This window comes from Arthrobacter sp. ERGS1:01, from assembly GCF_001281315.1.
In the GTDB taxonomy this organism is placed as follows: domain Bacteria; phylum Actinomycetota; class Actinomycetes; order Actinomycetales; family Micrococcaceae; genus Specibacter.
In genome coordinates this window covers 597,254-623,321 of record NZ_CP012477.1, presented here as the reverse complement: position 1 = coordinate 623,321, position 26,068 = coordinate 597,254, and the positions used below count along the sequence as shown (strand labels likewise).

The 26,068-nt window shown below is 56.3% G+C and carries 4 protein-coding genes, 9 rRNA genes and 1 pseudogene; 2 read left to right on the top strand and 12 right to left on the bottom strand.

Going from position 1 to position 26,068, the window contains the following annotated elements; genetic code table 11:
* Window positions 1-48: 48 nt before the first annotated feature.
* The 3 genes from rrf (AL755_RS02770) to AL755_RS02760 form a co-directional block, all read right to left on the bottom strand.
* Window positions 49-165: ribosomal RNA gene (gene rrf / locus AL755_RS02770) — 5S ribosomal RNA — on the bottom strand.
* A gap of 310 nt (window positions 166-475) precedes the next feature.
* A 23S ribosomal RNA gene (locus AL755_RS02765) occupies window positions 476-3,625 on the bottom strand.
* Between the two features lie 530 nt (window positions 3,626-4,155).
* A 16S ribosomal RNA gene (locus tag AL755_RS02760) occupies window positions 4,156-5,690 on the bottom strand.
* Together the 16S, 23S and 5S rRNA genes form the textbook arrangement of a ribosomal RNA operon.
* A 1,149-nt stretch (window positions 5,691-6,839) precedes the next feature.
* Between AL755_RS02760 and AL755_RS02755 the strand changes: the two genes are divergently transcribed.
* Complete coding sequence (locus AL755_RS02755) at window positions 6,840-8,012, top strand: acyl-CoA dehydrogenase family protein (RefSeq protein ID WP_054009605.1); 1,173 nt, start codon at window positions 6,840-6,842, stop codon at window positions 8,010-8,012.
* Between the two features lie 167 nt (window positions 8,013-8,179).
* On the opposite strand, the gene rrf (AL755_RS02750) is transcribed toward AL755_RS02755, so the two are convergent.
* The 4 genes from rrf (AL755_RS02750) to AL755_RS23085 form a co-directional block, all read right to left on the bottom strand.
* Window positions 8,180-8,296 (bottom strand): 5S ribosomal RNA (rrf, locus tag AL755_RS02750).
* Window positions 8,297-8,606: 310 nt separating this feature from the next.
* A 23S ribosomal RNA gene (locus AL755_RS02745) occupies window positions 8,607-11,756 on the bottom strand.
* Between the two features lie 529 nt (window positions 11,757-12,285).
* A 16S ribosomal RNA gene (locus tag AL755_RS02740) occupies window positions 12,286-13,816 on the bottom strand.
* Window positions 13,817-14,067: 251 nt separating this feature from the next.
* Entirely contained in the window at window positions 14,068-14,250 is a 183-nt protein-coding gene (locus AL755_RS23085) for a hypothetical protein (protein ID WP_150116982.1), read from the bottom strand.
* 652 nt (window positions 14,251-14,902) lie between these two features.
* Between AL755_RS23085 and AL755_RS02730 the strand changes: the two are divergent.
* A pseudogene (locus AL755_RS02730) lies at window positions 14,903-16,074 on the top strand (acyl-CoA dehydrogenase family protein).
* 175 nt (window positions 16,075-16,249) lie between these two features.
* Here the strand turns inward: AL755_RS02730 and rrf (AL755_RS02725) are convergent.
* From rrf (AL755_RS02725) to AL755_RS24345, 5 genes are all read right to left on the bottom strand, one after another.
* Window positions 16,250-16,365 (bottom strand): 5S ribosomal RNA (rrf, locus tag AL755_RS02725).
* A gap of 308 nt (window positions 16,366-16,673) precedes the next feature.
* A 23S ribosomal RNA gene (locus AL755_RS02720) occupies window positions 16,674-19,816 on the bottom strand.
* Window positions 19,817-20,346: 530 nt separating this feature from the next.
* Window positions 20,347-21,881, bottom strand: a 16S ribosomal RNA gene (locus tag AL755_RS02715).
* A gap of 476 nt (window positions 21,882-22,357) precedes the next feature.
* A complete protein-coding gene (gene glgB, locus AL755_RS24350) occupies window positions 22,358-24,538 on the bottom strand; it encodes a 1,4-alpha-glucan branching protein GlgB (RefSeq protein WP_337589536.1) in 2,181 nt (726 codons plus the stop codon).
* Entirely contained in the window at window positions 24,463-26,049 is a 1,587-nt protein-coding gene (locus AL755_RS24345) for a phosphotransferase (RefSeq protein ID WP_337589535.1), read from the bottom strand. Before AL755_RS24345 ends, glgB begins: the two co-directional genes overlap by 76 nt.
* Between the last annotated feature and the right edge of the window lie 19 nt (window positions 26,050-26,068).

Below are 26,068 nucleotides of genomic sequence, written 5' to 3'. Positions count from 1 at the left end.
GGAGGCCCCGCACGGTGTGTGTGCGGGGCCTCTACCCTTTTTGGTGTTGTCCGGCGGTGTCCTACTCTCCCACATCCTCACGAATGCAGTACCATCGGCGCTGTGGGTCTTAGCTTCCGGGTTCGGAATGGGACCGGGCGTTTCCCCCACGCTATGACCACCGTAACTCGTTCCCCAATCCCGGTTCCATTGCTGGTATCCGGGTGGGTGGCTTGTTGGGTGTTCTTGTTGGAACAACAATATTATATTATACACCATTTTCCTCCTTTTATTGACCGCCCTGGTGGGGGTGGGGTAAAAGGTGGTGGTGTTTGGTTTCCCGTGTCAACCGTAGATAACCGGTCCCCGTTTGGTTCGGGGGTGGGTTTGTTGGTTGGGAACCACATAGTGAACGTGAGCAGTGTGTTGTATCGGTACCTGGGGTGTGAATAGCTTTTGAAGGTTTATTCGCACTCCGTGGTGGTGATACTTGTGTGTAGTGTAAGTTATCGGCTTATTAGTACCGGTCAGCTTCACGAGTCTTTAGTCCTCGCTTCCACGTCCGGCCTATCAACCCAGTGGTCTAGCTGGGGGCCTCTCACACTTGCGTGTATGGAAATCTCATCTTGAAGCGAGCTTCCCGCTTAGATGCTTTCAGCGGTTATCCCATCCGAACGTAGCTAATCAGCGATGCACTTGGCAGTACAACTGACACACCAGAGGTTCGTCCGTCCCGGTCCTCTCGTACTAAGGACAGCCCTTCTCAAATTTCCTGCGCGCGCAGCGGATAGGGACCGAACTGTCTCACGACGTTCTAAACCCAGCTCGCGTACCGCTTTAATGGGCGAACAGCCCAACCCTTGGGACCTACTCCAGCCCCAGGATGCGACGAGCCGACATCGAGGTGCCAAACCATGCCGTCGATATGGACTCTTGGGCAAGATCAGCCTGTTATCCCCGAGGTACCTTTTATCCGTTGAGCGACGGCCATTCCACAATGTGCCGCCGGATCACTAGTCCCGACTTTCGTCCCTGCTCGAGGTGTCCCTCTCACAGTCAAGCTCCCTTGTGCACTTACACTCGAAACCTGATTGCCAACCAGGCTGAGGGAACCTTTGGGCGCCTCCGTTACTTTTTAGGAGGCAACCGCCCCAGTTAAACTACCCATCAGGCACTGTCCCTGACCCGGATTACGGGCCGAAGTTAGATGTCCAAAGTGACCAGAGTGGTATTTCAACGATGACTCCACCACAACTAGCGTTGCGGTTTCACAGTCTCCCACCTATCCTACACAAGCCACTCCGAACACCAATACCAAACTATAGTAAAGGTCTCGGGGTCTTTCCGTCCTGCTGCGCGTAACGAGCATCTTTACTCGTACTGCAATTTCGCCGAGTTTATGGTTGAGACAGCGGGGAAGTCGTTACTCCATTCGTGCAGGTCGGAACTTACCCGACAAGGAATTTCGCTACCTTAGGATGGTTATAGTTACCACCGCCGTTTACTGGGGCTTAAATTCTCAGCTTCGCTACCGAAGTAGCTAACCGGTCCTCTTAACCTTCCAGCACCGGGCAGGAGTCAGTCCGTATACATCGTCTTGCGACTTCGCACGGACCTGTGTTTTTAGTAAACAGTCGCTTCCCCCTGGTCTCTGCGGCCCACACCCGCTCACGGAACGCTAGGTTCCTTCACGGGGCAGGCCCCCCTTCTCCCGAAGTTACGGGGGCATTTTGCCGAGTTCCTTAACCATAATTCTCTCGATCGCCTTAGTATTCTCTACCTGATCACCTGTGTCGGTTTGGGGTACGGGCAGTTGGAACCTCACGTCGATGCTTTTCTAGGCAGCATAGGATCACCGAATTCCCCCATACGGGGGTCCCATCAGATCTCAGAATCGTCATTGAAGACAACGCGACGGATTTGCCTATCGCGTTTCCTACGTCCTTAGACCGGGTCTACCATCGCCCGGCTCGGCTACCTTCCTGCGTCACACCTGTTAATACGTTTACCTCCCTGACTCAGGTCCCACGCTCCCCACACAGCCTGGCCCCGAAGGACACGCACTGGCGGTTTGGGTGGTTAGTATCATCAGTTCAATATGGGCGGTTCTTCACCGGTACGGGAATATCAACCCGTTGTCCATCGACTACGCCTGTCGGCCTCGCCTTAGGTCCCGACTTACCCAGGGCAGATTAGCTTGACCCTGGAACCCTTGATCATTCGGCGGACGGGTTTCTCACCCGTCTTTCGCTACTCATGCCTGCATTCTCACTCGTGTGGGCTCCACCGCTAGTTCACACTGCGGCTTCAATGCCCACACGACGCTCCCCTACCACTCCAAACCCCTGAACCAGGAACGAATCCTTAGCTTGGGTAATGTTTGAAATCCACAACTTCGGCGGTGTACTTGAGCCCCGCTACATTGTCGGCGCGGAATCACTTGACCAGTGAGCTATTACGCACTCTTTTAAGGATGGCTGCTTCTAAGCCAACCTCCTGGTTGTCTAAGCAATCCCACATCCTTTCCCACTTAGCACACGCTTAGGGGCCTTAGTTGGTGGTCTGGGCTGTTTCCCTCTCGACTATGAAGCTTATCCCCCACAGTCTCACTGCTACGCTCTCACTTACCGGCATTCGGAGTTTGGCTGACGTCAGTAACCTTGTAGGGCCCATTAGCCATCCAGTAGCTCTACCTCCGGTAAGAAACACGCAACGCTGCACCTAAATGCATTTCGGGGAGAACCAGCTATCACGAAGTTTGATTGGCCTTTCACCCCTACCCACAGCTCATCCCCTCCATTTTCAACTGAAGTGGGTTCGGTCCTCCACGCGCTCTTACACGCGCTTCAACCTGGCCATGGGTAGATCACTTCGCTTCGGGTCTAGATCACGCCACTGCATCGCCCTATTCAGACTCGCTTTCGCTACGGCTTCCCCACACGGGTTAACCTCGCGACGTAACACTAACTCGCAGGCTCATTCTTCAAAAGGCACGCCATCACCACAACTAGGGTGGCTCTGACGGATTGTAAGCACACGGTTTCAGGTACTATTTCACTCCCCTCCCGGGGTACTTTTCACCTTTCCCTCACGGTACTTGTCCGCTATCGGTCATTAGGTAGTATTTAGGCTTATCAGGTGGTCCTGACAGATTCACACGGGATTTCTCGGGCCCCGTGCTACTTGGGATACTCACCAGGGAGTGCACTGCATTTCGGTTACGGGACTCTCACCCTCTACGGCAGGCCATTCAAAGCCCTTCACCTATACATGCACCATTCCCCTCAACGAACCGGCAGATTCGTAACGGTAAGTCCCACAACCCCGACCATGCAACGCCCGCCGGCTATCACACATGGCACGGTTTAGCCTGTTCCGCGTTCGCTCGCCACTACTAACGGAATCACTATTGTTTTCTCTTCCTGTGGGTACTGAGATGTTTCACTTCCCCACGTTCCCTCCACACACCCTATATATTCAGGTGTGGGTCATCACCTCGCCTTGCGACGGGTAACGGGGTTCCCCCATTCGGACACCCTCGGATCAAAGTTCGGTTATCAACTCCCCGAGGCTTATCGCAGATTCCTACGTCCTTCTTCGGCTCCTAATGCCAAGGCATCCACCGTGTGCCCTTAAAAACTTGACTACACAAAATAGTCAAAAACACACTAAAACTTATATCGAGAGAACCATGAAAATCAACACCACCAACACCCCAAAAGGGTGTCAACAGCATCAGATCCAGGTTCATATATCTCAAAGAAATTGCTTCCTTCTATAAGATGCTCGCGTTCACTATGTAGTTCTCAAACAACAACCCCAACACACACTCCCCAACCACGTCGAACCCGCACCAAAGTGCCTGTCCTTCCCGTGACGGTCGGTTGTGTGTGGGAAACCAGAAACAAACAACTTTCGTTGTTGTTTCAGGACCCAACAGTGTGCCAAACGCTTAACAACCACACATCTTTCAACCCATCACGGTTCTTTCCGCACACCCCACAAGGAAGTGTTGTACTGGAACCAGGCTGCCAGATGCCGATCATCGGCTGTTTTATTGATATTCCACCCTTGAGCAACCCACCGAGAAACAAACGTTCTCGCAGCAGGTCTTTACTCCTCACACCACCAACACGAAACCATGCGGTCTCCGTCGTGGTGTTTGGTGCTCCTTAGAAAGGAGGTGATCCAGCCGCACCTTCCGGTACGGCTACCTTGTTACGACTTAGTCCCAATCGCCAGTCCCACCTTCGACCACTCCCTCCCTTGCGGGTTGGGCCATGGGCTTCGGGTGTTACCAACTTTCGTGACTTGACGGGCGGTGTGTACAAGGCCCGGGAACGTATTCACCGCAGCGTTGCTGATCTGCGATTACTAGCGACTCCGACTTCATGGGGTCGAGTTGCAGACCCCAATCCGAACTGAGACCGGCTTTTTGGGATTAGCTCCACCTCACAGTATCGCAACCCATTGTACCGGCCATTGTAGCATGCGTGAAGCCCAAGACATAAGGGGCATGATGATTTGACGTCGTCCTCACCTTCCTCCGAGTTGACCCCGGCAGTCTCCCATGAGTCCCCACCACTACGTGCTGGCAACATGGAACGAGGGTTGCGCTCGTTGCGGGACTTAACCCAACATCTCACGACACGAGCTGACGACAACCATGCACCACCTGTAAACCGACCACAAGTGGGGCACCTATTTCTAGGTGTTTCCGGTTTATGTCAAGCCTTGGTAAGGTTCTTCGCGTTGCATCGAATTAATCCGCATGCTCCGCCGCTTGTGCGGGCCCCCGTCAATTCCTTTGAGTTTTAGCCTTGCGGCCGTACTCCCCAGGCGGGGCACTTAATGCGTTAGCTACGGCGCGGAAAACGTGGAATGTCCCCCACACCTAGTGCCCAACGTTTACGGCATGGACTACCAGGGTATCTAATCCTGTTCGCTCCCCATGCTTTCGCTCCTCAGCGTCAGTTAATGCCCAGAGACCTGCCTTCGCCATCGGTGTTCCTCCTGATATCTGCGCATTTCACCGCTACACCAGGAATTCCAGTCTCCCCTACATCACTCTAGTCTGCCCGTACCCACCGCAGATCCGGAGTTGAGCCCCGGACTTTCACGGCAGACGCGACAAACCGCCTACGAGCTCTTTACGCCCAATAATTCCGGATAACGCTTGCGCCCTACGTATTACCGCGGCTGCTGGCACGTAGTTAGCCGGCGCTTCTTCTGCAGGTACCCTCAACCAACTAAACACTGGCCTTGTTCCCTACTGAAAGAGGTTTACAACCCGAAGGCCGTCATCCCTCACGCGGCGTCGCTGCATCAGGCTTTCGCCCATTGTGCAATATTCCCCACTGCTGCCTCCCGTAGGAGTCTGGGCCGTGTCTCAGTCCCAGTGTGGCCGGTCACCCTCTCAGGCCGGCTACCCGTCGTCGCCTTGGTGAGCCATTACCTCACCAACAAGCTGATAGGCCGCGAGTCCATCCAAAACCAATAAATCTTTCAACCAACCACCATGCGGTGAAAAGTCAATATCCAGTATTAGACCCAGTTTCCCAGGCTTATCCCAGAGTTAAGGGCAGGTTACTCACGTGTTACTCACCCGTTCGCCACTAATCCCCGACGCAAGCGTCGGTTCATCGTTCGACTTGCATGTGTTAAGCACGCCGCCAGCGTTCATCCTGAGCCAGGATCAAACTCTCCGTTAATAACTAAACAGACACACAACAACACACCGGAAAAAGATGATGAAGTCATGCACTAAATTCGAAACCAGCTAAACGGCCAGTCATCACCACAGGGGCGGCAACAACCAACCAAATAACCAATTCAATACAATAAATTGGTATCAATAAAACTTGGCACACTATTGAGTTCTCAAACAACAACCACACCCAGCCAACACACCCAAACAAAACCAGTTTGTTCACGACGATCAGTGCCGAGGCAACTTTTCAAGCTTACCCGAACATATCCCGGAAAGCAAATCCACCAAACAGTGAACCAACCACCCACAACACGCCAAAAGAACCGGCAAAACCGGCCTTCATAAACAGGAATTCCGTCCCCCCGAACACCGGGGCAACTCGAAAAACAATACACACCTTTCCACGCCATTACCAATTGAAAAGGTGTGACGCTGGGCACTTGAAAACCAAATGCCCTCGGGTGAACCTAAAACCAAATGTACGCGGCCATTCTGACAACAGCCTGAGTGGCGGGGAGGATTTTGCCCTGCCCTGCCCTGCCCTGCCCTGCCCTGCCCTGCCCTGCCCTGCCCTGCCCTGCCCTGCCCTGCCCTGCCCTGCCCTGCCCTGCCCTGCCCTGCCCTGCCCTGCCCTGCCCTGCCCTGCCCTGCCCTGCCCTGCCCTGCCCTGCCCTGCCCTGCCCTGAATGAAGCTCCCACGCCTCACCTTGAATGTGCCAGTCTGCAAACGGACGGCGCCGAATGGCGTCGCTGTCTGTGCGGCGGTCATGGATGGCAGGTTTAATACGCGGTTCCGACACCGTACGGAGGGCGTGAGAAGACCACGCCCTGGCCTGGTGACTTCACCTATTTGGCACTGAGGCGCGGCTACATTGCTTTCGAGCCAGTTCCCGCGAGCCGGCCTATACGTCCGATGCCCTTGGCTGGTGGAATGGCCGCGACCATGAAGACCTCCGGCTGCCTACCGTGCCGAGCAAATGTAGCGCTGCGGTTCGTTGTCGTACAGAAGAAACACGATGAAGTTAAAAGGACTTGCATTGTTATGGCGCAGGAGAGTTAACAACGACTTTTATTCTGCACAGCGAGAGTTCCTGCAGGCATCCGCTAGCATTCAAGGGACCTGAGCCACACAATTCAATGGAGATTTGTCATGAGCGATTCCGCAGATTTGCTTGATATCGACGGCCTGTTGACCCCATCGGAGGTTTCATTGCGCCAGGGAGTCCGCACATTTGTTGAGGACAGGATCAAACCGAACATTGCCGCCTGGTATGAGCGGGGAGTCTTTCCCACGGAAATCGTCAGGGAACTCGGCGGACTTGGATTGCTGGGCATGCACCTGGGAGGCTACGGGTGTCCCGGTCGCACGGCCGTCGACTACGGGCTGGCCGCCTTGGAGCTCGAGGCCGGCGACTCCGGCATCCGTACTTTTGTGAGCGTTCAAGGATCCTTGGCTATGACGGCCATCCACAAGCACGGGTCAGAAGTTCAAAAGCAGCAGTGGCTGCCACGAATGGCGTCGGGCCAGGTCATCGGTTGCTTTGGGCTGACCGAGCCTACCGCAGGGTCAGACCCATCTTCCATGGCGACCTTCGCACACCGCGCCGGCCCAGGCCCCGATGCCGACTGGATCCTCAACGGGTCCAAGCGATGGATAGGGTTGGCGAGCATTGCCGACGTTGCCATCATCTGGGCCGGGACCGGTGAAGGTATCCGTGGCTTTGTAGTGCCGACGAACACCACCGGCTTCCGGGCAACGGCAATCGAACCCAAGTTGTCCATGCGGGCATCGATCCAATGCGACATAGAGCTCGACGACGTCCGATTGCCGGCCACAGCGCTGCTCCCAGGAGCCAAAGGACTGAGCGGCCCTTTCGAGTGCCTCAATGAGGCGCGCTACGGGATTATCTGGGGGGCCATGGGCGCAGCCCGAGACTCGTACCTTGAAGCACTGAGCTATTCGCAGGAGCGCCTGCAATTTGGCAGGCCGCTTGCCGGCTATCAGCTGACCCAGGAGAAACTAGTCAACATGGCCCTGGAAATCAACAAGGGAATGCTCCTCGCCTTGCAGATCGGGCGGCTCAAGGAGGCTGGGAAGCTTCAACCGCACCAGATCTCGATGGGGAAGCTCAACAACTGCAGGGAGGCCATCAAAGTCTGCCGGGACGCTCGAGCCATTCTTGGCGGCAACGGCATCACTTTGGACCACTCACCTATGCGTCACGCAAACAACCTTGAGTCCGTACGAACTTACGAAGGCACCGATGAAATCCATACGTTAATCATTGGCCAGCACATTACCGGGGAGCCGGCGTTCCGCTAACGAAGGTACTTAAATAGTGGTGGCCCCGTAAGGGGCCTGGTGGTGGTTGTGCTGTTCCTTAAACAGTGGTGGCCCCTCGCGGGGGCCTGGGTGGTGTGTGTTTTGGTTGTTAAAGGTGGGGAGGCCCCGCACGGTGTGTGTGCGGGGCCTCTACCCTTTTTGGTGTTGTCCGGCGGTGTCCTACTCTCCCACATCCTCACGAATGCAGTACCATCGGCGCTGTGGGTCTTAGCTTCCGGGTTCGGAATGGGACCGGGCGTTTCCCCCACGCTATGACCACCGTAACTCGTTCCCCAATCCCGGTTCCATTGCTGGTATCCGGGTGGGTGGCTTGTTGGGTGTTCTTGTTGGAACAACAATATTATATTATACACCATTTTCCTCCTTTTATTGACCGCCCTGGTGGGGGTGGGGTAAAAGGTGGTGGTGTTTGGTTTCCCGTGTCAACCGTAGATAACCGGTCCCCGTTTGGTTCGGGGGTGGGTTTGTTGGTTGGGAACCACATAGTGAACGTGAGCAGTGTGTTGTATCGGTACCTGGGGTGTGAATAGCTTTTGAAGGTTTATTCGCACTCCGTGGTGGTGATACTTGTGTGTAGTGTAAGTTATCGGCTTATTAGTACCGGTCAGCTTCACGAGTCTTTAGTCCTCGCTTCCACGTCCGGCCTATCAACCCAGTGGTCTAGCTGGGGGCCTCTCACACTTGCGTGTATGGAAATCTCATCTTGAAGCGAGCTTCCCGCTTAGATGCTTTCAGCGGTTATCCCATCCGAACGTAGCTAATCAGCGATGCACTTGGCAGTACAACTGACACACCAGAGGTTCGTCCGTCCCGGTCCTCTCGTACTAAGGACAGCCCTTCTCAAATTTCCTGCGCGCGCAGCGGATAGGGACCGAACTGTCTCACGACGTTCTAAACCCAGCTCGCGTACCGCTTTAATGGGCGAACAGCCCAACCCTTGGGACCTACTCCAGCCCCAGGATGCGACGAGCCGACATCGAGGTGCCAAACCATGCCGTCGATATGGACTCTTGGGCAAGATCAGCCTGTTATCCCCGAGGTACCTTTTATCCGTTGAGCGACGGCCATTCCACAATGTGCCGCCGGATCACTAGTCCCGACTTTCGTCCCTGCTCGAGGTGTCCCTCTCACAGTCAAGCTCCCTTGTGCACTTACACTCGAAACCTGATTGCCAACCAGGCTGAGGGAACCTTTGGGCGCCTCCGTTACTTTTTAGGAGGCAACCGCCCCAGTTAAACTACCCATCAGGCACTGTCCCTGACCCGGATTACGGGCCGAAGTTAGATGTCCAAAGTGACCAGAGTGGTATTTCAACGATGACTCCACCACAACTAGCGTTGCGGTTTCACAGTCTCCCACCTATCCTACACAAGCCACTCCGAACACCAATACCAAACTATAGTAAAGGTCTCGGGGTCTTTCCGTCCTGCTGCGCGTAACGAGCATCTTTACTCGTACTGCAATTTCGCCGAGTTTATGGTTGAGACAGCGGGGAAGTCGTTACTCCATTCGTGCAGGTCGGAACTTACCCGACAAGGAATTTCGCTACCTTAGGATGGTTATAGTTACCACCGCCGTTTACTGGGGCTTAAATTCTCAGCTTCGCTACCGAAGTAGCTAACCGGTCCTCTTAACCTTCCAGCACCGGGCAGGAGTCAGTCCGTATACATCGTCTTGCGACTTCGCACGGACCTGTGTTTTTAGTAAACAGTCGCTTCCCCCTGGTCTCTGCGGCCCACACCCGCTCACGGAACGCTAGGTTCCTTCACGGGGCAGGCCCCCCTTCTCCCGAAGTTACGGGGGCATTTTGCCGAGTTCCTTAACCATAATTCTCTCGATCGCCTTAGTATTCTCTACCTGATCACCTGTGTCGGTTTGGGGTACGGGCAGTTGGAACCTCACGTCGATGCTTTTCTAGGCAGCATAGGATCACCGAATTCCCCCATACGGGGGTCCCATCAGATCTCAGAATCGTCATTGAAGACAACGCGACGGATTTGCCTATCGCGTTTCCTACGTCCTTAGACCGGGTCTACCATCGCCCGGCTCGGCTACCTTCCTGCGTCACACCTGTTAATACGTTTACCTCCCTGACTCAGGTCCCACGCTCCCCACACAGCCTGGCCCCGAAGGACACGCACTGGCGGTTTGGGTGGTTAGTATCATCAGTTCAATATGGGCGGTTCTTCACCGGTACGGGAATATCAACCCGTTGTCCATCGACTACGCCTGTCGGCCTCGCCTTAGGTCCCGACTTACCCAGGGCAGATTAGCTTGACCCTGGAACCCTTGATCATTCGGCGGACGGGTTTCTCACCCGTCTTTCGCTACTCATGCCTGCATTCTCACTCGTGTGGGCTCCACCGCTAGTTCACACTGCGGCTTCAATGCCCACACGACGCTCCCCTACCACTCCAAACCCCTGAACCAGGAACGAATCCTTAGCTTGGGTAATGTTTGAAATCCACAACTTCGGCGGTGTACTTGAGCCCCGCTACATTGTCGGCGCGGAATCACTTGACCAGTGAGCTATTACGCACTCTTTTAAGGATGGCTGCTTCTAAGCCAACCTCCTGGTTGTCTAAGCAATCCCACATCCTTTCCCACTTAGCACACGCTTAGGGGCCTTAGTTGGTGGTCTGGGCTGTTTCCCTCTCGACTATGAAGCTTATCCCCCACAGTCTCACTGCTACGCTCTCACTTACCGGCATTCGGAGTTTGGCTGACGTCAGTAACCTTGTAGGGCCCATTAGCCATCCAGTAGCTCTACCTCCGGTAAGAAACACGCAACGCTGCACCTAAATGCATTTCGGGGAGAACCAGCTATCACGAAGTTTGATTGGCCTTTCACCCCTACCCACAGCTCATCCCCTCCATTTTCAACTGAAGTGGGTTCGGTCCTCCACGCGCTCTTACACGCGCTTCAACCTGGCCATGGGTAGATCACTTCGCTTCGGGTCTAGATCACGCCACTGCATCGCCCTATTCAGACTCGCTTTCGCTACGGCTTCCCCACACGGGTTAACCTCGCGACGTAACACTAACTCGCAGGCTCATTCTTCAAAAGGCACGCCATCACCACAACTAGGGTGGCTCTGACGGATTGTAAGCACACGGTTTCAGGTACTATTTCACTCCCCTCCCGGGGTACTTTTCACCTTTCCCTCACGGTACTTGTCCGCTATCGGTCATTAGGTAGTATTTAGGCTTATCAGGTGGTCCTGACAGATTCACACGGGATTTCTCGGGCCCCGTGCTACTTGGGATACTCACCAGGGAGTGCACTGCATTTCGGTTACGGGACTCTCACCCTCTACGGCAGGCCATTCAAAGCCCTTCACCTATACATGCACCATTCCCCTCAACGAACCGGCAGATTCGTAACGGTAAGTCCCACAACCCCGACCATGCAACGCCCGCCGGCTATCACACATGGCACGGTTTAGCCTGTTCCGCGTTCGCTCGCCACTACTAACGGAATCACTATTGTTTTCTCTTCCTGTGGGTACTGAGATGTTTCACTTCCCCACGTTCCCTCCACACACCCTATATATTCAGGTGTGGGTCATCACCTCGCCTTGCGACGGGTAACGGGGTTCCCCCATTCGGACACCCTCGGATCAAAGTTCGGTTATCAACTCCCCGAGGCTTATCGCAGATTCCTACGTCCTTCTTCGGCTCCTAATGCCAAGGCATCCACCGTGTGCCCTTAAAAACTTGACTACACAAAATAGTCAAAAACACACTAAAACTTATATCGAGAGAACCATGAAAATCAACACCACCAACACCCCAAAAGGGTGTCAACAGCATCAGATCCAGGTTCATATATCTCAAAGAAATGCTTCCTTCTATAAGATGCTCGCGTTCACTATGTAGTTCTCAAACAACAACCCCAACACACACTCCCCAACCACGTCGAACCCGCACCAAAGTGCCTGTCCTTCCCGTGACGGTCGGTTGTGTGTGGGAAACCAGAAACAAACAACTTTCGTTGTTGTTTCAGGACCCAACAGTGTGCCAAACGCTTAACAACCACACATCTTTCAACCCATCACGGTTCTTTCCGCACACCCCACAAGGAAGTGTTGTACTGGAACCAGGCTGCCAGATGCCGATCATCGGCTGTTTTATTGATATTCCACCCTTGAGCAACCCACCGAGAAACAAACGTTCTCGCAGCAGGTCTTTACTCCTCACACCACCAACACGAAACCATGCGGTCTCCGTCGTGGTGTTTGGTGCTCCTTAGAAAGGAGGTGATCCAGCCGCACCTTCCGGTACGGCTACCTTGTTACGACTTAGTCCCAATCGCCAGTCCCACCTTCGACCACTCCCTCCCTTGCGGGTTGGGCCATGGGCTTCGGGTGTTACCAACTTTCGTGACTTGACGGGCGGTGTGTACAAGGCCCGGGAACGTATTCACCGCAGCGTTGCTGATCTGCGATTACTAGCGACTCCGACTTCATGGGGTCGAGTTGCAGACCCCAATCCGAACTGAGACCGGCTTTTTGGGATTAGCTCCACCTCACAGTATCGCAACCCATTGTACCGGCCATTGTAGCATGCGTGAAGCCCAAGACATAAGGGGCATGATGATTTGACGTCGTCCTCACCTTCCTCCGAGTTGACCCCGGCAGTCTCCCATGAGTCCCCACCACTACGTGCTGGCAACATGGAACGAGGGTTGCGCTCGTTGCGGGACTTAACCCAACATCTCACGACACGAGCTGACGACAACCATGCACCACCTGTAAACCGACCACAAGTGGGGCACCTATTTCTAGGTGTTTCCGGTTTATGTCAAGCCTTGGTAAGGTTCTTCGCGTTGCATCGAATTAATCCGCATGCTCCGCCGCTTGTGCGGGCCCCGTCAATTCCTTTGAGTTTTAGCCTTGCGGCCGTACTCCCCAGGCGGGGCACTTAATGCGTTAGCTACGGCGCGGAAAACGTGGAATGTCCCCCACACCTAGTGCCCAACGTTTACGGCATGGACTACCAGGGTATCTAATCCTGTTCGCTCCCCATGCTTTCGCTCCTCAGCGTCAGTTAATGCCCAGAGACCTGCCTTCGCCATCGGTGTTCCTCCTGATATCTGCGCATTTCACCGCTACACCAGGAATTCCAGTCTCCCCTACATCACTCTAGTCTGCCCGTACCCACCGCAGATCCGGAGTTGAGCCCCGGACTTTCACGGCAGACGCGACAAACCGCCTACGAGCTCTTTACGCCCAATAATTCCGGATAACGCTTGCGCCCTACGTATTACCGCGGCTGCTGGCACGTAGTTAGCCGGCGCTTCTTCTGCAGGTACCCTCAACCAACTAAACACTGGCCTTGTTCCCTACTGAAAGAGGTTTACAACCCGAAGGCCGTCATCCCTCACGCGGCGTCGCTGCATCAGGCTTTCGCCATTGTGCAATATTCCCACTGCTGCCTCCCGTAGGAGTCTGGGCCGTGTCTCAGTCCCAGTGTGGCCGGTCACCCTCTCAGGCCGGCTACCCGTCGTCGCCTTGGTGAGCCATACCTCACCAACAAGCTGATAGGCCGCGAGTCCATCCAAAACCAATAAATCTTTCAACCAACCACCATGCGGTGAAAAGTCAATATCCAGTATTAGACCCAGTTTCCCAGGCTTATCCCAGAGTTAAGGGCAGGTTACTCACGTGTTACTCACCCGTTCGCCACTAATCCCCGACGCAAGCGTCGGTTCATCGTTCGACTTGCATGTGTTAAGCACGCCGCCAGCGTTCATCCTGAGCCAGGATCAAACTCTCCGTTAATAACTAACAGACACACAACAACACACCGGAAAAAGATGATGAAGTCATGCACTAAATTCGAAACCAGCTAAACGGCCAGTCATCACCACAGGGGCGGCAACAACCAACCAAATAACCAATTCAATACAATAAATTGGTATCAATAAAACTTGGCACACTATTGAGTTCTCAAACAACAACCACACCCAGCCAACACACCCAAACAAAACCAGTTTGTTCACGACGATCAGTGCCGAGGCAACTTTTCAAGCTTACCCGAACATATCCCGGAAAGCAAATCCACCAAACAGTGAACCAACCACCCACAACACGCCAAAAGAACCGGCAAAACCGGCCTTCATAAACAGGAATTCCGTCCCCCCGAACACCGGGGCAACTCGAAAAACAATACACACCTTTCCACCAACACGCAAATCCACCAACACGAAAACCAAATGCCCTCACCTAAAACCAAATGTACGCGGCCATTCTGACAACAGCCTGAGTGGCGGGGAACCCCTGCCCTGCCCTGCCCTGCCCTGCCCTGCCCTGCCCTGCCCTGCCCTGCCCTGCCCTGCCCTGCCCTGCCCTGCCCTGCCCTGCCCTGCCCTGCCCTGCCCTGCCCTGCCCTGCCCTGCCCTGAATGAAGCTCCCACGCCTCACCTTGAATGTGCCAGTCTGCAAACGGACGGCGCCGAATGGCGTCGCTGTCTGTGCGGCGGTCATGGATGGCAGGTTTAATACGCGGTTCCGACACCGTACGGAGGGCGTGAGAAGACCACGCCCTGGCCTGGTGACTTCACCTATTTGGCACTGAGGCGCGGCTACATTGCTTTCGAGCCAGTTCCCGCGAGCCGGCCTATACGTCCGATGCCCTTGGCTGGTGGAATGGCCGCGACCATGAAGACCTCCGGCTGCCTACCGTGCCGAGCAAATGTAGCGCTGCGGTTCGTTGTCGTACAGAAGAAACACGATGAAGTTAAAAGGACTTGCATTGTTATGGCGCAGGAGAGTTAACAACGACTTTTATTCTGCACAGCGAGAGTTCCTGCAGGCATCCGCTAGCATTCAAGGGACCTGAGCCACACAATTCAATGGAGATTTGTCATGAGCGATTCCGCAGATTTGCTTGATATCGACGGCCTGTTGACCCCATCGGAGGTTTCATTGCGCCAGGGAGTCCGCACATTTGTTGAGGACAGGATCAAACCGAACATTGCCGCCTGGTATGAGCGGGGAGTCTTTCCCACGGAAATCGTCAGGGAACTCGGCGGACTTGGATTGCTGGGCATGCACCTGGGAGGCTACGGGTGTCCCGGTCGCACGGCCGTCGACTACGGGCTGGCCGCCTTGGAGCTCGAGGCCGGCGACTCCGGCATCCGTACTTTTGTGAGCGTTCAAGGATCCTTGGCTATGACGGCCATCCACAAGCACGGGTCAGAAGTTCAAAAGCAGCAGTGGCTGCCACGAATGGCGTCGGGCCAGGTCATCGGTTGCTTTGGGCTGACCGAGCCTACCGCAGGGTCAGACCCATCTTCCATGGCGACCTTCGCACACCGCGCCGGCCCAGGCCCCGATGCCGACTGGATCCTCAACGGGTCCAAGCGATGGATAGGGTTGGCGAGCATTGCCGACGTTGCCATCATCTGGGCCGGGACCGGTGAAGGTATCCGTGGCTTTGTAGTGCCGACGAACACCACCGGCTTCCGGGCAACGGCAATCGAACCCAAGTTGTCCATGCGGGCATCGATCCAATGCGACATAGAGCTCGACGACGTCCGATTGCCGGCCACAGCGCTGCTCCCAGGAGCCAAAGGACTGAGCGGCCCTTTCGAGTGCCTCAATGAGGCGCGCTACGGGATTATCTGGGGGCCATGGGCGCAGCCCGAGACTCGTACCTTGAAGCACTGAGCTATTCGCAGGAGCGCCTGCAATTTGGCAGGCCGCTTGCCGGCTATCAGCTGACCCAGGAGAAACTAGTCAACATGGCCCTGGAAATCAACAAGGGAATGCTCCTCGCCTTGCAGATCGGGCGGCTCAAGGAGGCTGGGAAGCTTCAACCGCACCAGATCTCGATGGGGAAGCTCAACAACTGCAGGGAGGCCATCAAAGTCTGCCGGGACGCTCGAGCCATTCTTGGCGGCAACGGCATCACTTTGGACCACTCACCTATGCGTCACGCAAACAACCTTGAGTCCGTACGAACTTACGAAGGCACCGATGAAATCCATACGTTAATCATTGGCCAGCACATTACCGGGGAGCCGGCGTTCCGCTAACGAAGGTACTTAAATAGTGGTGGCCCCGTAAGGGGCCTGGTGGTGGTTGTGCTGTTCCTTAAACAGTGGTGGCCCCTCGCGGGGGCCTGGTGGTGTGTGGTGTGTGTGTGTGTGTTTTGGTTGTAAGGTGGGGACCCCGCACTGTGTGTGCGGGGCCTCTACCCTTTTTGGTGTTGTCCGGCGGTGTCCTACTCTCCCACATCCTCACGAATGCAGTACCATCGGCGCTGTGGGTCTTAGCTTCCGGGTTCGGAATGGGACCGGGCGTTTCCCCCACGCTATGACACCGTAACTCGTTCCCCAATCCCGGTTCCATTGCTGGTATCCGGGTGGGTGGCTTGTTGGGTGTTCTTGTTGGAACAACAATATTATATTATACACCATTTTCCTCCTTTTATTGACCGCCCTGGTGGGGTGGGTAAAAAGGTGGTGGTGTTTGGTTTCCCGTGTCAACCGTAGATAACCGGTCCCCGTTTGGTTCGGGGGTGGGTTTGTTGGTTGGGAACCACATAGTGAACGTGAGCAGTGTGTTGTATCGGTACTGGGGTGTGAATAGCTTTTGAAGGTTTATTCGCACTCCGTGGTGGTGATACTTGTGTGTAGTGTAAGTTATCGGCTTATTAGTACCGGTCAGCTTCACGAGTCTTTAGTCCTCGTTCACGTCCGGCCTATCAACCCAGTGGTCTAGCTGGGGCCTCTCACACTTGCGTGTATGGAAATCTCATCTTGAAGCGAGCTTCCCGCTTAGATGCTTTCAGCGGTTATCCCATCCGAACGTAGCTAATCAGCGATGCACTTGGCAGTACAACTGACACACCAGAGTTCGTCCGTCCCGGTCCTCTCGTACTAAGGACAGCCCTTCTCAAATTTCCTGCGCGCGCAGCGGATAGGGACCGAACTGTCTCACGACGTTCTAAACCCAGCTCGCGTACCGCTTTAATGGGCGAACAGCCCAACCCTTGGGACCTACTCCAGCCCCAGGATGCGACGAGCCGACATCGAGGTGCCAAACCATGCCGTCGATATGGACTCTTGGGCAAGATCAGCCTGTTATCCCCGAGGTACCTTTTATCCGTTGAGCGACGGCCATTCCACAATGTGCCGCCGGATCACTAGTCCCGACTTTCGTCCCTGCTCGAGGTGTCCCTCTCACAGTCAAGCTCCCTTGTGCACTTACACTCGAACCTGATTGCCAACCAGGCTGAGGGAACCTTTGGGCGCCTCCGTTACTTTTTAGGAGGCAACCGCCCCAGTTAAACTACCCATCAGGCACTGTCCCTGACCCGGATTACGGGCCGAAGTTAGATGTCCAAAGTGACCAGAGTGGTATTTCAACGATGACTCCACCACAACTAGCGTTGCGGTTTCACAGTCTCCCACCTATCCTACACAAGCCACTCCGAACACCAATACCAAACTATAGTAAAGGTCTCGGGGTCTTTCCGTCCTGCTGCGCGTAACGAGCATCTTTACTCGTACTGCAATTTCGCCGAGTTTATGGTTGAGACAGCGGGGAAGTCGTTACTCCATTCGTGCAGGTCGGAACTTACCCGACAAGGAATTTCGCTACCTTAGGATGGTTATAGTTACCACCGCCGTTTACTGGGGCTTAAATTCTCAGCTTCGCTACCGAAGTAGCTAACCGGTCCTCTTAACCTTCCAGCACCGGGCAGGAGTCAGTCCGTATACATCGTCTTGCGACTTCGCACGGACCTGTGTTTTAGTAAACAGTCGCTTCCCCCTGGTCTCTGCGGCCCACACCCGCTCACGGAACGCTAGGTTCCTTCACGGGGCAGGCCCCCCTTCTCCCGAAGTTACGGGGCATTTTGCCGAGTTCCTTAACCATAATTCTCTCGATCGCCTTAGTATTCTCTACCTGATCACCTGTGTCGGTTTGGGGTACGGGCAGTTGGAACCTCACGTCGATGCTTTTCTAGGCAGCATAGGATCACCGAATTCCCCCATACGGGGGTCCCATCAGATCTCAGAATCGTCATTGAAGACAACGCGACGGATTTGCCTATCGCGTTTCCTACGTCCTTAGACCGGGTCTACCATCGCCCGGCTCGGCTACCTTCCTGCGTCACACCTGTTAATACGTTTACCTCCCTGACTCAGGTCCCACGCTCCCCACACAGCCTGGCCCCGAAGGACACGCACTGGCGGTTTGGGTGGTTAGTATCATCAGTTCAATATGGGCGGTTCTTCACCGGTACGGGAATATCAACCCGTTGTCCATCGACTACGCCTGTCGGCCTCGCCTTAGGTCCCGACTTACCCAGGGCAGATTAGCTTGACCCTGGAACCCTTGATCATTCGGCGGACGGGTTTCTCACCCGTCTTTCGCTACTCATGCCTGCATTCTCACTCGTGTGGGCTCCACCGCTAGTTCACACTGCGGCTTCAATGCCCACACGACGCTCCCCTACCACTCCAAACCCCTGAACCAGGAACGAATCCTTAGCTTGGGTAATGTTTGAAATCCACAACTTCGGCGGTGTACTTGAGCCCCGCTACATTGTCGGCGCGGAATCACTTGACCAGTGAGCTATTACGCACTCTTTTAAGGATGGCTGCTTCTAAGCCAACCTCCTGGTTGTCTAAGCAATCCCACATCCTTTCCCACTTAGCACACGCTTAGGGGCCTTAGTTGGTGGTCTGGGCTGTTTCCCTCTCGACTATGAAGCTTATCCCCCACAGTCTCACTGCTACGCTCTCACTTACCGGCATTCGGAGTTTGGCTGACGTCAGTAACCTTGTAGGGCCCATTAGCCATCCAGTAGCTCTACCTCCGGTAAGAAACACGCAACGCTGCACCTAAATGCATTTCGGGGAGAACCAGCTATCACGAAGTTTGATTGGCCTTTCACCCCTACCCACAGCTCATCCCCTCCATTTTCAACTGAAGTGGGTTCGGTCCTCCACGCGCTCTTACACGCGCTTCAACCTGGCCATGGGTAGATCACTTCGCTTCGGGTCTAGATCACGCCACTGCATCGCCCTATTCAGACTCGCTTTCGCTACGGCTTCCCCACACGGGTTAACCTCGCGACGTAACACTAACTCGCAGGCTCATTCTTCAAAAGGCACGCCATCACCACAACTAGGGTGGCTCTGACGGATTGTAAGCACACGGTTTCAGGTACTATTTCACTCCCCTCCCGGGGTACTTTTCACCTTTCCCTCACGGTACTTGTCCGCTATCGGTCATTAGGTAGTATTTAGGCTTATCAGGTGGTCCTGACAGATTCACACGGGATTTCTCGGGCCCCGTGCTACTTGGGATACTCACCAGGGAGTGCACTGCATTTCGGTTACGGGACTCTCACCCTCTACGGCAGGCCATTCAAAGCCCTTCACCTATACATGCACCATTCCCCTCAACGAACCGGCAGATTCGTAACGGTAAGTCCCACAACCCCGACCATGCAACGCCCGCCGGCTATCACACATGGCACGGTTTAGCCTGTTCCGCGTTCGCTCGCCACTACTAACGGAATCACTATTGTTTTCTCTTCCTGTGGGTACTGAGATGTTTCACTTCCCCACGTTCCCTCCACACACCCTATATATTCAGGTGTGGGTCATCACCTCGCCTTGCGACGGGTAACGGGGTTCCCCCATTCGGACACCCTCGGATCAAAGTTCGGTTATCAACTCCCCGAGGCTTATCGCAGATTCCTACGTCCTTCTTCGGCTCCTAATGCCAAGGCATCCACCGTGTGCCCTTAAAAACTTGACTACACAAAATAGTCAAAAACACACTAAAACTTATATCGAGAGAACCATGAAAATCAACACCACCAACACCCCAAAAGGGTGTCAACAGCATCAGATCCAGGTTCATATATCTCAAAGAAATTGCTTCCTTCTATAAGATGCTCGCGTTCACTATGTAGTTCTCAAACAACAACCCCAACACACACTCCCCAACCACGTCGAACCCGCACCAAAGTGCCTGTCCTTCCCGTGACGGTCGGTTGTGTGTGGGAAACCAGAAACAAACAACTTTCGTTGTTGTTTCAGGACCCAACAGTGTGCCAAACGCTTAACAACCACACATCTTTCAACCCATCACGGTTCTTTCCGCACACCCCACAAGGAAGTGTTGTACTGGAACCAGGCTGCCAGATGCCGATCATCGGCTGTTTTATTGATATTCCACCCTTGAGCAACCCACCGAGAAACAAACGTTCTCGCAGCAGGTCTTTACTCCTCACACCACCAACACGAAACCATGCGGTCTCCGTCGTGGTGTTTGGTGCTCCTTAGAAAGGAGGTGATCCAGCCGCACCTTCCGGTACGGCTACCTTGTTACGACTTAGTCCCAATCGCCAGTCCCACCTTCGACCACTCCCTCCCTTGCGGGTTGGGCCATGGGCTTCGGGTGTTACCAACTTTCGTGACTTGACGGGCGGTGTGTACAAGGCCCGGGAACGTATTCACCGCAGCGTTGCTGATCTGCGATTACTAGCGACTCCGACTTCATGGGGTCGAGTTGCAGACCCCAATCCGAACTGAGACCGGCTTTTTGGGATTAGCTCCACCTCACAGTATCGCAACCCATTGTACCGGCCATTGTAGCATGCGTGAAGCCCAAGACATAAGGGGCATGATGATTTGACGTCGTCCTCACCTTCCTCCGAGTTGACCCCGGCAGTCTCCCATGAGTCCCCACCACTACGTGCTGGCAACATGGAACGAGGGTTGCGCTCGTTGCGGGACTTAACCCAACATCTCACGACACGAGCTGACGACAACCATGCACCACCTGTAAACCGACCACAAGTGGGGCACCTATTTCTAGGTGTTTCCGGTTTATGTCAAGCCTTGGTAAGGTTCTTCGCGTTGCATCGAATTAATCCGCATGCTCCGCCGCTTGTGCGGGCCCCCGTCAATTCCTTTGAGTTTTAGCCTTGCGGCCGTACTCCCCAGGCGGGGCACTTAATGCGTTAGCTACGGCGCGGAAAACGTGGAATGTCCCCCACACCTAGTGCCCAACGTTTACGGCATGGACTACCAGGGTATCTAATCCTGTTCGCTCCCCATGCTTTCGCTCCTCAGCGTCAGTTAATGCCCAGAGACCTGCCTTCGCCATCGGTGTTCCTCCTGATATCTGCGCATTTCACCGCTACACCAGGAATTCCAGTCTCCCCTACATCACTCTAGTCTGCCCGTACCCACCGCAGATCCGGAGTTGAGCCCCGGACTTTCACGGCAGACGCGACAAACCGCCTACGAGCTCTTTACGCCCAATAATTCCGGATAACGCTTGCGCCCTACGTATTACCGCGGCTGCTGGCACGTAGTTAGCCGGCGCTTCTTCTGCAGGTACCCTCAACCAACTAAACACTGGCCTTGTTCCCTACTGAAAGAGGTTTACAACCCGAAGGCCGTCATCCCTCACGCGGCGTCGCTGCATCAGGCTTTCGCCCATTGTGCAATATTCCCCACTGCTGCCTCCCGTAGGAGTCTGGGCCGTGTCTCAGTCCCAGTGTGGCCGGTCACCCTCTCAGGCCGGCTACCCGTCGTCGCCTTGGTGAGCCATTACCTCACCAACAAGCTGATAGGCCGCGAGTCCATCCAAAACCAATAAATCTTTCAACCAACCACCATGCGGTGAAAAGTCAATATCCAGTATTAGACCCAGTTTCCCAGGCTTATCCCAGAGTTAAGGGCAGGTTACTCACGTGTTACTCACCCGTTCGCCACTAATCCCCGACGCAAGCGTCGGTTCATCGTTCGACTTGCATGTGTTAAGCACGCCGCCAGCGTTCATCCTGAGCCAGGATCAAACTCTCCGTTAATAACTAAACAGACACACAACAACACACCGGAAAAAGATGATGAAGTCATGCACTAAATTCGAAACCAGCTAAACGGCCAGTCATCACCACAGGGGCGGCAACAACCAACCAAATAACCAATTCAATACAATAAATTGGTATCAATAAAACTTGGCACACTATTGAGTTCTCAAACAACAACCACACCCAGCCAACACACCCAAACAAAACCAGTTTGTTCACGACGATCAGTGCCGGGGCAACTTCATAAAGTTACCGTATTGACTTCCAGGAAGTCAAATCCGGCTCCCAGCCCTTGGTTCATCCGAAGTTAGTTTCTAACTCTCATTTGAACACGCATCATTGGAACCTTTTTAAGGTTCGGTAGATGTTGGTCTGGTTCCGAACCGGACTGTTTGCCCGGTGGGGTACCAACTCTAGCACCTGCTTGCCGAGTTAACCAAACGGCAAGCAGGTGTTGGTTTCCAGTCCGGCCTTTAGGCCTTGACGGGCTGCAGGTAGAGGGCTCCGAGCGGCGGGATCCGCAGCTTGACCGAATGGTCCTGCCCGTCCCAGGAGACGGCGTCGGACTTAAGCGTTCCGTCGTTGCGCACATCGGAACCGCCGTAGCCGGCGTCGTCGGTATTGAGCACCTCGCGCCAGGCGCCGGCAGACGGGACACCGACCCGGAAGCCCTCGTAGGCGACGCCGGCAAAGTTGATGATGCACAACAGCGGCTGCCCGGCCTTGTCCCGGCGGATGAACGACACAACATTATGGGTGGTGTCGCCGCCGTTGATCCAGGTGAATCCTTCGGGGGTGTTGTCGCATTCCGAAAGCGCCGGGGTGGTTGAGTACACGGCGTTCAGTTCCTTGACCAGCTGCTGGACGCCCTGGTGCGCGGGGTTCTCCGCCAGCCACCAGTCCAGGCCGTGCTGTTCGCTCCACTCGGACTCCTGGCCGAACTCCGTACCCATGAAGATCAGCTGCTTGCCCGGGTGCGCCCATTGGAAGGCCAGGTAGGCGCGCAGGTTGGCCAGCTGCTGCCAGCGGTCGCCGGGCATTTTCCGCAGCAGGGAGCCCTTGCCGTGCACTACTTCGTCGTGGCTGATGGGCAGCAAGAAGTTCTCGGTGAACGCGTACACCAGGGAGAAGGTGATCTGGTTGTGGTGCCAGCCCCTGTTGACGGGATCCTCGGACATATAGGCGAGGGAGTCGTGCATCCAGCCCATGTTCCACTTGATGCCGAAGCCGAGGCCGCCGGCTTCGGTGGCGGCGGTGACGCCGGGGAATGCCGTCGACTCTTCGGCGATCGTGACGATGCCCGGGTTGCGGCGGTAGGCCGTGGCGTTCATTTCCTGCAGGAAGCTGATGGCCTCGAGGTTTTCGCGTCCGCCAAAGCGGTTGGGGCTCCACTGCCCGTCCTCGCGTGAATAGTCAAGGTAGAGCATGGAGGCGACGGCGTCGACACGGAGGCCGTCGATGTGGAACTCCTCCATCCAGTACAGGGCGTTGGCCACCAGGAAGTTGCGCACCTCGTTGCGGCCAAAGTCAAAGATGAGCGTCCCCCAGTCGGGGTGCTCCCCCAGCCGCGGGTCGGCGTGCTCGTATTGGGCGCCACCATTGAACTTGGCCAACGCCCATTCGTCCTTGGGGAAATGGGCCGGGACCCAGTCCATGATGACGCCGATCCCGGCCTGGTGCAGGGAGTCGACGAGGAAGCGGAACTCATCGGGGTGGCCGAAGCGGGAGGTGGGGGCAAAGTAGGAGGTGACCTGGTAGCCCCAGGAACCGCCAAACGGGTGCTCGGCCACGGGCATGAACTCGATGTGCGTGAAGCCGAGGTCCTTGACGTAGTCAACGAGCTCGGTGGCCAGTTCCCGGTAGCCCAGGCCCTGGCGCCACGAGCCGAGGTGCACCTCGTAGACGCTCATGGGCGAATTGTGCGGGTCCCTGGCGGCCCGGGCGGCCATCCATTCGGCATCGCCAAAGGCGTAGTTTGACTGGACAACCCGCGACGCCGTCAACGGCGGCACCTCGGTTCCATAAGCCATGGGATCGGCCTTTTCCAGCCACTGTCCGTCCTCGGTGAGGATCTGGAACTTGTAGCGGGCGCCGGCTTCCACGTCCGGGATGAACACTTCCCATACACCGGAGGTGCCCAGGCTGCGCATGGCGTGGCCGCGGCCGTCCCAACCGTTGAACTCCCCGATCACACGCACCGCGCGCACTGCCGGGACCCAGACGGAAAAGCTGACGCCGCTGATGTCGCCAAGGCTGGAGTGGTAGTGCTGGACGTGGGCGCCCAAAACCGTCCACAGGGTCTCGTGCCGGCCCTCGGCCATCAGGTGCAGGTCAAGCTCGCCCACGGTGGGCAGGTACCGGTAGGAATCGTCCATGCGGTGCACGCCGTCGGCGTAGCGGACGTCGAGCCGGTAGTCGGGCACGTGCCCCGCCTCTTCGACGGGCACGACGGCGACCCAGATGCCGTCGTGTTCGTGCGCCATCGGGACGCTTCCGCCGGCCGTCACCAGGGATACCCCCTGGGCGAGGTGGCGCAGAGTGCGGATCGTGACGAGCTCGGCGCCGTCGGCCGAACCGCTCAGGTGGGCGCCCAGTACGGAATGCGGCGCGTAGTAGGTCCCCGCGGAAACACTTGCCAGGATTCCGGCATCCACTGCCAGGGGGTCGCGTTCTTCATTCCCATGTCCACACTTCTTTCACTTGATTCAAACAATTCCCGCACGGCCAGCACCGGCACGGAGAGCCAGTCCGGCCGGTTTTGTAATTCATAGACAACTTCATAGAGGGCCTTGTCCAGCCAGAGGGCCGAAAAGAGCGCCGGATCGGCGTCGTCGCCACCGGCCGCACTCCCCCGGTATCCGTCAAGGAACGCTTCGCAGCACGCCCTGGTCCAGGCGGCGGCGTCGTCCGCGGTGACGGTTCCGCCACGGGCTGCCTGCGCCCCGGCGTAGTCAAAGGAGCGCAGCATGCCAATGACGTCGCGCAGCGGCACGTCGGGAAGGCCGCGTTGCGCCAGCGGCCGCAGCGGCTCGCCCTCAAAGTCCAGCAGGTACCAGCCGGTGGCGCCCGGTTTGCCGGCCCGGACCAGCTGGCCCAGGTGCAGATCGCCGTGAATGCGCTGCACCTCGGGCAATCGGCGAAGTGCGCGCAGCCCGTCAATCACGGCGTCCAGTTCCGGTTCGTAAGGCCCGACGGAGGCGCCGGCCAGGTCCCAGGCCCACCGCAGGCGTGAAATGACGGTCTCGACAAAAGCTGCGGCATCCGGACCCGTGCACGCCGCCGACCCCAGGGTTGAGCGGAGGCTGGCGTGCACTTGCGCCACGGCCGAGCCCATGGCGCGGGCCTCCGCCGCAAAGTCGGTGCCGCTTGAGGCGGCGCCGAGCGCGGTTTCCCAGCCGTCGCGGCCGCCGTCGAGAAATGTGTGGATCACAAACAGCGTGGCGGGCGATGACGAAGCCGCCGGCACCGGGGCCGAGACCGTCGCGTGCAGCGCCGGAACGTTGTTGCTGCCCGCCGCGGCCAGGGCCCTGCCCAGTTCGACCTCCGGATGCGCACCAGCCTGGAGGACTCGGAGGAATTTGGCAATGAACCGCTGCCCGGCCAGCTCAAACACCACCGAGCTGTTGGATTGTTCGGCCGTGACGGGGCGTACCGCGTCCACGACGTCGCCGGCCATGCCTGCCGCTTCCGTAAAAGCGTCGCTGCACCAGGTAGATAGGGACGCCGGCCGTTGCGGCGAGGTGAGGACTGCGAGCCAGGCGTTCAGGAACTCCGGATCGGACAGCGCGTCGACGGCCCAGCCGCCGGTCAAACCGCCAGTATCCTCGCCGGCGGGCGGGGCAAACGTCGAATCGGACGGGCCCACCTCTCCGATCAGCGAAGTACCCGACGGTGAGGCGCCGGGCGCCGTAACGGGTTTGCTAAAGTGCAGCGCGACGGGGACTTGCAGCGTGACTGTGTGCCCGGCGTCGTCGGCCCCGCCCTCATCTACGGGACGGGTCACGTCCACGAATACGACCACGAACCTGACCCCGGGGTTCGACGACGGCAACTCGAGCGTGCCCGCGCAGCGCAGGGTGGCGCCGAGGCCGGCGTCGCCCTTGAGCGGGTACCACCGCTGCCGCGGGAGCCAGTCCGCCAGGAGGTCAAGGAAGGTGGCGGGCATCAGGAACCGCGGGCCGATC